The organism is Pseudomonas sp. BF-R-19 (assembly GCF_019956445.1).
GTDB classification, from domain to species: Bacteria; Pseudomonadota; Gammaproteobacteria; order Pseudomonadales; family Pseudomonadaceae; genus Aquipseudomonas; species Aquipseudomonas fluorescens_BH.
Genome location: NZ_JAHBDN010000060.1, coordinates 40,940 through 51,022, shown reverse-complemented (window position 1 = coordinate 51,022; position 10,083 = coordinate 40,940). Strand labels below are relative to the sequence as shown.

Annotated in this window: 8 protein-coding genes; 3 read left to right on the top strand and 5 right to left on the bottom strand. The window is 59.3% G+C overall.

Annotated features, from left to right (window positions below; genetic code table 11):
- The first annotated feature begins 119 nt into the window (after positions 1-119).
- Complete coding sequence (sbcB, locus tag KGB28_RS17900; protein ID WP_223446745.1) at positions 120-1,550, top strand: exodeoxyribonuclease I; 1,431 nt, start codon at positions 120-122, stop codon at positions 1,548-1,550.
- A 99-nt stretch (positions 1,551-1,649) separates the two neighbouring features.
- On the opposite strand, the gene mvaT is transcribed toward sbcB, so the two are convergent.
- Complete coding sequence (gene mvaT, locus KGB28_RS17895) at positions 1,650-2,027, bottom strand: histone-like nucleoid-structuring protein MvaT (protein WP_007933316.1); 378 nt, start codon at positions 2,025-2,027, stop codon at positions 1,650-1,652.
- 324 nt (positions 2,028-2,351) lie between these two features.
- On the opposite strand from mvaT, the gene purU reads away from it, so the two are divergent.
- Positions 2,352-3,200, top strand: coding sequence for a formyltetrahydrofolate deformylase (gene purU, locus KGB28_RS17890; protein WP_007993692.1), 849 nt, complete (start codon positions 2,352-2,354; stop codon positions 3,198-3,200).
- A gap of 242 nt (positions 3,201-3,442) precedes the next feature.
- Here the strand turns inward: purU and KGB28_RS17885 are convergent, their stop codons facing one another.
- The 3 genes from KGB28_RS17885 to KGB28_RS17875 all read right to left on the bottom strand — a co-directional run bounded on the left by KGB28_RS17885 (position 3,443) and on the right by KGB28_RS17875 (position 7,555).
- Positions 3,443-4,219 (bottom strand): DUF2334 domain-containing protein, encoded by a 777-nt coding sequence (locus KGB28_RS17885; protein WP_223446743.1) that lies wholly within the window; start codon positions 4,217-4,219, stop codon positions 3,443-3,445.
- Positions 4,212-5,324: a glycosyltransferase family 4 protein gene (locus tag KGB28_RS17880; RefSeq protein ID WP_223446741.1), complete on the bottom strand. Its 1,113-nt coding sequence runs from the start codon at positions 5,322-5,324 to the stop codon at positions 4,212-4,214. Before KGB28_RS17880 ends, KGB28_RS17885 begins: the two co-directional genes overlap by 8 nt.
- A 341-nt stretch (positions 5,325-5,665) precedes the next feature.
- Entirely contained in the window at positions 5,666-7,555 is a 1,890-nt protein-coding gene (locus KGB28_RS17875; RefSeq protein ID WP_223446739.1) for a methyl-accepting chemotaxis protein, read from the bottom strand.
- A 188-nt stretch (positions 7,556-7,743) separates the two neighbouring features.
- Here KGB28_RS17875 and KGB28_RS17870 point away from each other — a divergent pair, with 188 nt between their 5' ends.
- A complete protein-coding gene (locus tag KGB28_RS17870; RefSeq protein WP_223446738.1) occupies positions 7,744-9,222 on the top strand; it encodes a helicase HerA-like domain-containing protein in 1,479 nt (492 codons plus the stop codon).
- Positions 9,223-9,355: 133 nt separating this feature from the next.
- Here the strand turns inward: KGB28_RS17870 and KGB28_RS17865 are convergent, their stop codons facing one another.
- On the bottom strand, positions 9,356-9,811 hold the full coding sequence (locus KGB28_RS17865; protein ID WP_150813310.1) for a DUF721 domain-containing protein: 456 nt from the start codon (positions 9,809-9,811) through the stop codon (positions 9,356-9,358).
- Between the last annotated feature and the right edge of the window lie 272 nt (positions 9,812-10,083).

The window sequence follows — 10,083 nt, the reverse complement described above, 5'->3', positions numbered from 1 at the left end:
AGACCGACATAACTATGTATTGCATGGTGAGCCGGGCAAGCTGCTTGAATGACAAGATTACTGGCCGGGGCGGGAGGTGAACGCCTAGACTTTGCCGATCTTCAGTTCAGGAATCGCCCGTGACCTCCATCTTCTGGTACGACTACGAAACCACTGGCATCAATCCCCGTTGCGACCGTCCATTGCAAATGGCCGGCCTGCGCACTGACTTCGATCTCAATGAAATCGACGAGCCGGTCAATCTTTACTGCCAGCCCAGTGATGACATCCTGCCGCATCCGGCTGCCTGCACGATCACCGGAATCACCCCCGGGCAACTGCAGGCGCAAGGCTTGAGCGAAGCCGACTTCATGACCCGGGTGCATACCCAGCTCGCGGCGCCCGGTACCTGTGGCGCGGGGTATAACACCTTGCGTTTCGACGACGAGATGACCCGCTACAGTCTGTACCGAAACTTTTTCGACCCGTATGCGCGGGAGTGGCAGGGCGGCAACAGCCGCTGGGACCTGATCGATGTGGTGCGCGCCGCCTATGCCTTGCGCCCCGATGGCCTGGTCTGGCCGACCGATGACGAGGGGCGGGTCACGCTCAAGCTCGAACGCCTGACCGCTGCCAACGGCATCGATCATGGCAATGCCCACGAAGCACTGTCAGACGTTCGCGCGACGATCGCCCTGGCGCGCCTGATACGGGAAAAACAGCCAAAGCTGTACGACTGGCTGTTTCAACTGCGCAGCAAGCAGAAAGTCATGGACCAGATACGCCTGCTGCAACCGCTGGTGCATGTTTCCGGGCGATTTTCGGCCGCGCGCAGCTATGTGGGTGTGGTGTTGCCGCTGGCCTGGCACCCGCGCAACAAGAACGCCCTGATTGTCTGTGACCTGCACCTCGACCCCCAGGGCCTGCTTGACCTGGATGCCGAAAGTTTGCGCCAGCGCTTGTATACCCGCCGCGACGAACTGGCCGAAGGCGAGTTGCCGGTGCCGTTGAAGCTGATTCACATCAACAAGTGCCCGGTGGTGGCACCGTTGTCGGTACTTCGCAAAGAAGACCAGCAACGCCTGGGGCTGGATATGGCGCTATATCAGCAGCGGGTGTTGCGGCTAAATGACGCGCAGAAAGTTTGGCTGGATAAAGTCCTGGCGATTTATGCCCGCGAAGACTTTTCCCCGAGCCAGGATCCGGAGCAACAGTTATATGATGGATTTATCGGTGATCGGGATCGGCGATTGTGTGAACAAGTCAGAACCGTTGACCCGATGCAATTGGCACAAGAGCAGTGGCCTTTCGATGACGAACGTTTGCCTGAATTGCTGTTTCGATATCGCGCCCGCAACTTTCCCGAGACGTTGAATTCCGAGGAGCAAGAACGCTGGCGAATATTCTGTCAGAAACGTTTGTCAGAACCCGAGTGGGGGGCGCCAAATACCCTTGAAAGTTTTGTAGAAACCGCGGCCCAATTGAGCGTTAGTGCTACTCCGTTTCAGCAGGGGGTGCTCAGTGAGTGGCAGGATTATGTCCAGGGATTGCGCCAGCGTTTGCATCTTTGAAATCGAACATGCCTGGGCTTAAACACCGCGCATAAAAAAACGCCAGCATTTGCTGGCGTTATTTTTTGTCACGGATCCGTCTGCGACAAGCTCTGAGGCTTAGCCCAGCAGGGTAGCCCAGCCTTCTACCACGTCACCGCCCCACTTGGCTTTCCACTCTTTCAGAGTCTTGTGGTTGCCACCTTTGGTTTCGATGACTTCACCGTTGTGCGGGTTTTTGTATTGTTTAACTTTGCGAGCACGCTTGGTGCCGGTAGTTTTCACAGCACCGCCGCGTGGTGCTTTGGTTTTGGATTCTGGATCCAACAGCGCGATGATGTCACGCAGGGACTTGGAGTACTCACCCATCAGGGTGCGCAGTTTGCCTTCGAATTCCAGCTCGGTTTGCAGTTTGTCGTCTTGGGACAGGTTCTTCAAACGGGCTTGCAGCTCTTTGATAGCTTCTTCGGTGGCGCGGTATTCGTTGATCAAGGACATGTGGACTACCTTATGTTGTGCGCTGGATGGCAGGTGACAGTGCGGCAATAATAGTCACGGTGTTTCATCAAGTAAACATTTAAGCCAACTTTATTTAATTTAGTTGCTGTGGTTTTGGCGCACATTGGTAATGCAGTTATTGTCTGTCGGATATACATAAATTAACAATTGACCTGCACCGCTAGAGCGTCCGGGCGAACAGGCACTGGTGCTGCCCGCCCTGCCGCACCGACCTTCCGGCAGGGTGAAACGTCAACAATACTGCAGTTTTGCTGCGCAATCGCTAGAATGGCGGCCTTTGCGAAGTTCTGGAGTTTCCCCCTCATGCGCACTTTTCGTCTGGTGATTTCTTGCCCGGACCGTGTTGGCATCGTTGCCAAAGTCAGTAACTTTCTGGCATCACACAACGGCTGGATCACTGAAGCGAGCCATCACTCGGACAATCTCAGTGGCTGGTTCTTCATGCGTCACGAAATCCGTGCCGACTCCCTGCCATTTGGTATCGAAGCGTTTCGTGAAGCCTTTGCCCCGATCGCCGAAGAGTTCTCGATGGACTGGCGCATCACCGATACCGAGCAAAAGAAACGCGTGGTCCTGATGGCCAGCCGCGAGTCGCACTGCCTGGCCGACTTGCTGCACCGCTGGCACAGCGATGAACTGGACTGCGAAATTTCCTGTGTGATTTCCAACCATGATGACTTGCGCAGCATGGTGGAGTGGCACGGTATCCCGTACTACCACGTCCCGGTCAATCCGCAGGACAAGCAGCCGGCCTTCGCCGAGGTTTCGCGCCTGGTCAAGCAGCACGACGCCGAAGTGGTGGTGCTGGCCCGCTACATGCAGATCCTGCCGCCCGAGCTGTGCAGCGAATACGCGCACAAGGTCATCAACATTCACCACAGCTTCCTGCCGTCGTTCGTCGGTGCCAAGCCGTATCACCAGGCCTCCCTGCGTGGCGTGAAGCTGATCGGCGCGACCTGCCACTATGTGACCGAAGAGCTGGATGCCGGCCCGATCATCGAGCAGGACGTGGTACGCGTCAGCCACAGTGACAGCATTGAAGACATGGTGCGTTTCGGCCGTGATGTCGAGAAGATGGTGCTGGCCCGTGGCTTGCGTTATCACCTGGAAGACCGGGTGCTGGTGCACGGAAACAAGACCGTCGTCTTCTGACTGACGTTCGTCACAGTTGAAATTCGAAGGGCCTGGGCGTTCAATCGCTTCAGGCCCTTCGCCGTTTCTGCACCGAGGACATGACCATGGCCGATCCACTGGAAAAAGCCACCTCCAAGGCTCCCGCCACGCTGGGCGAGGGTTGCCTGAGCCGCTACGACCCGGATGACATGGGGCCTGAAACCGGTACGGAGTTTCCTGATGCTGCGCGGTTGTGGGAGCAATTGCAGCAAGAGCGCGACTCAGGCGGCACGGCCCAGTCGGTCGTTTTGCAGCGCCAGCCAGTGGGCCTTGGTCATTGGCACCCGTCCGTTGTCGAGCAGGCGTTCGAGGGTTTGTAGCCAGTATCGACGCGAGAACTCATGGCGCATGTCCACCGGGTGCAGGCCCAGGCGAATCACCGGGGCGTGCTGCCAGCGTTGTTCACACCGGTCGCTGACGAGCTTCGATACACCCCGGCGCCAGGCACTGCGCGCGCTCCAGACCAGCCCCGGTGCCTCGAACGCGTTGAAATCCGGTAGCCGGTATAAATGTTGCGAGTTACTGGTGTAACTCAGCGGCAATTGGCGCAATGCCTGGCGAGTGCCTTGGCTCATCAGCCAGGCCGGGGCGACGAACCCCTCGAGCGGCCAGTCATGCCGGCGGAACATCTCGATGCCCGAACGCAGGCGGGTGAGGGCGGCTTCCTGCGACAAACGGTAAAACTCGCCTTCGTGGGTGTAGACCCGACGCATGAACCAGTCGCGGGGATTGCTGCTCATCGGCCCGTCGTCGTAGTGAAAATAGCCATGCAGCGCCAGTTCGTCGCCGCGGGCAGCCCTGGCACTGAGCTGGCGGCAAAATTGCGGATGGGCGTCCAGATTGTTGTGTTTGTGGAAATCCGGTACCACCAGCCAGGTGATCGGTACGCCACCCAAGGCGTCGACGGCTTTGACGAACGGCTGGTAATCGGCCCAGGTTGGCGGTGCCACGTCGTGCAGTACCAGCAGTAAAGCGGGACTGTTCATGGACTCAACCATTGGCTGTCAGCGGCCATTGGCTGCCGAGCACGGCGTGATAGTGGCGCAACAGGCTGTTGACCACCGTATCCCAGGCGTAATGCCGTTCGACATGCAATCGCGCTTGTCGGCCTAGCGCTACGCTGCCCGACCCGAACAGTTCTCGAACGGCGGTGGCCATCGCGGCAGGATTGTTCGGCGTGCAGAGCCGGCCGCAGTCCTCGGTGACGATTTCCTCGAAGGCCCCGGCCGCCACGGCCACCACCGGAATACCGCTGGCCATGGCCTCCAGAATTACCAGGCCGAAAGTTTCCTGATCGCCGGCGTGGAGCAAGGCGTCGGAGCTGGCCATCAGGCGGGCCACCTGCGCTGCCGGGCAGAACTCGTCGATCACCGTCACGTTGGACGGCACGGCCGTGGGCATCGACGAGCCAACCAGCAGCAGGTGATAGCGTCGGCCCAGGCGTTTCATGCAGTCGAGCAGCACCGGCAGGTTTTTTTCCTTGGAACCGCGCCCGGCGAAGATCAAGAGGCGGGTGTTTTCGTCCAGGCCCAGTTCGGCCCGCAGCCCGGGGTCTCTGGCATCGGGATTGAAGGTTTGCAGGTCGACACCGAGCGGTTGCACGAAGACATTCCTGACCCCAAGCCCGGTGAGCTTGTCGGCCATGACCCGGCTGGGCGCCAGGACCCGGTCGAAGTTGCCGTAGAGCTTGCTCACATAAGCCTCGACGTTGTTGGTCACCCAATGGCCCATGCGGTTGCTGACCAGCAGCGGCAGGTCCGAGTGATAAAAGCCGATGACCGGTACATCGAGTTGCCGCCGTGCATCCAGCGCCGCCCATGCGGTGAGATAGGGGTCGCCGACTTCGATCAGATCGGGTTGCAAGTCTTGCAGGACATTGCGCCAGGGCGCGAGACGCAGAGGGAAGCGATAGCCCTTGCCGAAGGGCAGGGCAGGTGCCGGAACGGTGTAAATGCCATCCTGCTCGCCAAAAGAAGATCCGGGAATCAACAAACTGTGGCGAATACCCGGTTTGATGCCCAGGCGACGGTGCTTGGCATCCAGATAAGTGCGCACGCCACCGCTGGCAGGGGCGTAGAACATGGTGATGTCAGCGATATGCACGATGAACGATCCTCCGGTCCTGATACTCCTTTGGTTGACCTATATGAAGGATAGATGTTCGGTTGGGGTTGTGCGGGTGGGGGCGTCAGCGGGGTTTTGTAGTGTTTGACAGGCCGCTATCGCGAGCAGGCTCGCTTGTGGATATGTGTTTACCAGCGGATCTGTGGCTATCCCCGATCAAATGTGGGAGCGGGCTTGCTCGCGAAAGCGGACTGTCAGTCCCATCACTTCTGAATGTGCCGCCCTCATCGCGAGCAAGCTCGCTCCCACAGGTTCAGTGACAACTTTGTGGGAGCGAGCTTGCTCCGGGCGGCGCTTCGACGATGGCGCCAGTTCAGGCGCTAGATACGGAAACTGCCTACCAACTGCTTCAACCGCGCCGCCTGCTGCTCAAGGTCCGAACACGCGCGCAAGGTCGATTGCAGGTTTTCCACACCTTCCTGGTTCAGCGTGTTGATCTCGGTGATGTCGACGTTGATCGACTCCACCACGGCGGTCTGTTCCTCGGTCGCGGTAGCCACCGACTGGTTCATGCCGTCGATTTCACCGATACGCAGCGTCACGCTGTTCAGGCGCTCGCCCGCGAGGTTGGCGATTTCCACGCTGTCCTGGCTGTGGCGCTGACTGTCGCTCATGGTGCTGACCGATTCCCGGGCGCCGACCTGCAGCTCCTCGATCATGGTTTGCACCTGTTGCGCCGATTCCTGCGTGCGGTGTGCCAGGTTGCGCACCTCGTCCGCCACCACGGCAAAACCGCGACCGGCTTCACCGGCGCGGGCGGCTTCAATAGCTGCGTTGAGTGCCAGTAAATTGGTTTGCTGGGAAATGCTGGTGATCACTTCGAGAATCTGCCCGATGTTCACCGTTTTGCTGTTCAGCGACTCGATGTTGGAGCTCGATGCGCTGAGCATGCTCGAAAGTTGATTCATCGCCACGATGCTGCGGTCCACCACTTGCTGGCCGTCTTCGGCCAGGCTGCGGGCATCGCTGGCCTGGCTCGAAGCCTGAGCGGCGTTACGGGCAATTTCCTGGGCGGCGGCGCCGAGCTGGTTGATGGCGGCCGCCACGCTGCTGGTGCGCGAGGCTTGCTGGTCGGAGTTGAACATCGACGAGTTGGAAGCGGCCACTACGCGCAATGCCACTTCGTTGACCTGCCCGGTGGCCGAGGACACTTCGCGGATCGAGCCGTGAATGCGCTCGACGAAGCGGTTGAACGCGGTGCCGAGGGTGCCGAACTCGTCATTGTTCTGGATGGTCAGGCGCTTGGTCAGGTCGCCTTCGCCGTCGGCGATGTCGGCCATGGCGCGGGTCATGACGTGCAACGGCTGGATCAGGATGCGAATCAGCGTGCCGAGCAGGGCGATGATGATGACCACGGCAATGATGGTCGCAACCACAGCCGAGGTGCGGAATTCGCTGAGCATCGAGTAGGCTTTTTCCTTGTCGACCGACAGACCGATGTACCAGTTGACCGACGACAAGCCTTTGATCGGGGTGAAGGTCACGATGCGGGTTTTGCCGTCGACCTGGATTTCGCTGATTGCGCTGCTGATGGCCGGCGTGTCTTGCGGGTAGACATCCTTGAGCGTCTTCATCGCCAGCGCTTTGTCGGGATGCACCAGGATCTTGCCGTCGGAACTGACCAGGAAGGCATAACCGATGCCGTTGAAATCCAGCGTGCCAAGGCTGTCGGCGATCACCTGCAAACTCAGGTCGCCACCGACCACGCCGATGTTCTGGCCGTCCTTGATAACGCTGTCGACAATGGAAATCACCAGTTGGCCGGAGGCCAGATCGATATAAGGCTCGGTCAATGCCGAACCGCTGCTGCCTTGCGCGCTCTTGTACCAGGGGCGTGCTCGCGGGTCATAGCCATCGGGCATCTTGCTGTCCGGGCGAATGATGAAAGAGCCATCCTTGCTGCCGAGGTAGGCGCCCATGAAGGTCGAGGTCACGGCTTTTTGTACAAGCAGGCTGGAAACGTTGTCGGCATCGGGGTTGAGCGCGACAGTTTGTGACAGGTTCTCAATCAGCAGGCTGCGTCCGTTCAACCAAGTCTGGATGTTGTTGGCGGTCACTGCACCCATTTGCTGCAGATAATTTTTCAGGTCATCGCGGATGGCGTTGCGCTGCAAATAGTCGTTGTACAGGGTGAATGAGGCGAAGGCGGCAATCACAATGAGGGCGGCGGCAAGCAGGATTTTATGGCTGAAACGCAGATTTTTGTTCATGGCTTGGGGTTCCGCTAAGGTCTTAATGTCCAGCGCGTGCTTTTATAAAGGGGCGCACAACGGGCAAGGTTGAAAGCAAGTGAATTTTCCGACTCTCCTTAGGGAAATTTCCGACCAGATCGTGTCTGACTGCTTTGTCGTTATCTCTATCGGCCGTGTAGGACCAAAGATTAATCATGGGTGACCAAATGCCTGACTCATTGCAACTCGTTATCGGCGCCGATCTCGAAGGGCAGCCGATTGCCCAGGCCATGCGCCTGGCGAACCGCCACGGTTTGATCGCGGGCGCGACTGGCACCGGCAAAACCGTCACTTTGCAACGAATGGCCGAAGCCTTCAGCGATGCCGGCGTGGCGGTGTTCGCCGCCGACATCAAGGGTGACCTGTGCGGCCTTGGCGCCGCCGGCAACCCCCAGGGCAAGATCGCCGAGCGGATTGCCGGGATGCCGTGGCTCAACCACAAGCCTCAGGCTTATCCGGTGACGTTGTGGGACATACACGGTCAGTCCGGTCATCCTTTACGCACAACCTTGAGTGAAATGGGGCCGCTGCTGCTGGGCAGCCTGCTGGAACTGACAGACAGTCAGCAGTCGGCGCTGTATGCCGCGTTCAAGGTGGCGGACCGCGAAGGCCTGTTGTTGCTCGATCTCAAGGATCTGAAGGCGTTGCTCAATCATCTGCGGGACAACCCCCAGTTGCTGGGCGACGATGCGGCATTGATGACCACCGGTTCCAGCCAGGCGCTGCTGCGACGACTGGCGACCCTGGAGCAACAGGGCGCCGAAGCCCTGTTTGGCGAGCCGGCGCTGCAACTCGAAGACATCCTCCAACCCACTGCGGATGGCCGTGGGCGCATTCATTTGCTCGATGCCAGCCGCCTGGTGCATGAAGCGCCGAAAGTCTACGCGACGTTCCTGCTGTGGCTGCTGGCCGAGCTGTTCGAGCAGTTGCCGGAGCGTGGCGATGCCGACAAACCGTTGCTGGCGCTGTTCTTCGACGAGGCTCACTTGTTGTTCAACGGCACGCCCCAGGCATTGCGTGATCGTCTGGAGCAAGTCGTGAGGCTGATTCGTTCGAAAGGCGTGGGCGTGTATTTCGTCACCCAGTCGCCAGGTGACCTGCCGGATGATGTACTGGCTCAGTTGGGCTTGCGCATCCAGCACGGTCTGCGTGCGTTCACCGCCAAGGAGCAGAAGTCCCTGCGCGCAGTGGCCGAAGGTTTCCGCCCGAATCCTGCGTTCGATGCGTTGTCGGTGTTGACCGAACTCGGGATCGGTGAGGCGCTGGTCGGCACCCTGCAGGAAAAGGGCACACCGGAAATGGTCCAGCGGGTGCTGGTGGCACCGCCGCAATCGCGGATCGGGCCTTTGAGCGAAACCGAGCGCACGATATTGATCGCAGGCTCACCGTTCAAAGGGCGTTATGACCAACCGATCGACCGCGAGTCAGCCTATGAGGTGCTGATGGGACGCAAGGGGCTGGCACCTGAGCCCGAAGCGGAGCAGGGCAAACAGGAGCCGAGCTTCACCGAGCAGGCGGGAGAGTTTCTCGGTACAGCGGCAGGGAAGGCGCTGAAATCGGCGATGCAACAGGCGGCGAACCAGATTGGACGACAGTTGGTGCGCGGCTTGATGGGCTCGTTGCTAGGCAGCAAAAAACGCCGCTAGCTTGAGCGAACACAGTCAATGTGAGAGCGGGCTTGCTCGCGAAGGCGTCAGCACATTCAACATTGATGTGACTGATGTACCGCATTCGTCGGAACGCCGCCCGGAGCAAGCCTGCTCCCACATGGGTTCTGTATCAGGTCCTGGATTTGGCGTGCGCCGCCAACCGCTCCAGCGCTGCCCGCAAATTCGGGTCGCTGATGCCATCGGCCGTGGCCTGAATGGTCGCTGCCGCGTCGTTGGACAAATCCATGGTATGCCCGGCCGCACCTTGCTGAACGGTCGGCGGTTGAACTTTGAACAGGATCCGGGTCAGATTGGCAAACTCGTCGAACATTTGCAGTTGCCGTTGCAGGCGCTTCTGCTGGTAGCGCAGGCGGGTTGCCCAATGACCGTCGGTGACAATCAGCAACAAACTGCCTTCGCGCCAGGAGGCCACGTGGCAATGCTCGCGAGCGGCGGGTTGCAATTGGCTTTCGAGCAAACGTTGCAGATGACCCAGGCGTTGAGCGTGGCCGAGAATGGCCTTCAGCGGCTTGGCTTCGCGTAGTAGAACGGCAGGTACTTTGGCCGTAAGTGGGCGAAATGCCATGATCAGACACCTGAAGTAACAGAGGCGCCATGGTAGCAGAAAGCGCCGGATGCACCCGCCCATTGCTTTTGTGGGTGCTTTGCCCATTAAATCAACAACTAACTTCTGTCTTGAACGGCTTGAAGTTGAGCAAAACGCCCTTATTTTAAGTGAGCCCCGTCAAAGCGCTGTGCCAGCATCGTGGAATATCGCCACTTTCCTCTCCATCGTTTCCGGGTAGAATGCTCGTTCGCATGCGGCCATGAGGGCTGCACGGGCGACTCACGGGGCCG

Excerpts from the sequence above, each read along its gene's own strand:
- mvaT (WP_007933316.1), bottom strand. The coding sequence starts at position 2,027 with ATGTCCTTGATCAACGAATACCGCGCCACCGAAGAAGCTATCAAAGAG.
- purU (WP_007993692.1), top strand. The coding sequence starts at position 2,352 with ATGCGCACTTTTCGTCTGGTGATTTCTTGCCCGGACCGTGTTGGCATC.
- KGB28_RS17885 (WP_223446743.1), bottom strand. The coding sequence starts at position 4,219 with ATGGTTGAGTCCATGAACAGTCCCGCTTTACTGCTGGTACTGCACGAC.
- KGB28_RS17875 (WP_223446739.1), bottom strand. The coding sequence starts at position 7,555 with ATGAACAAAAATCTGCGTTTCAGCCATAAAATCCTGCTTGCCGCCGCC.
- KGB28_RS17870 (WP_223446738.1), top strand. The coding sequence starts at position 7,744 with ATGCCTGACTCATTGCAACTCGTTATCGGCGCCGATCTCGAAGGGCAG.
- KGB28_RS17865 (WP_150813310.1), bottom strand. The coding sequence starts at position 9,811 with ATGGCATTTCGCCCACTTACGGCCAAAGTACCTGCCGTTCTACTACGC.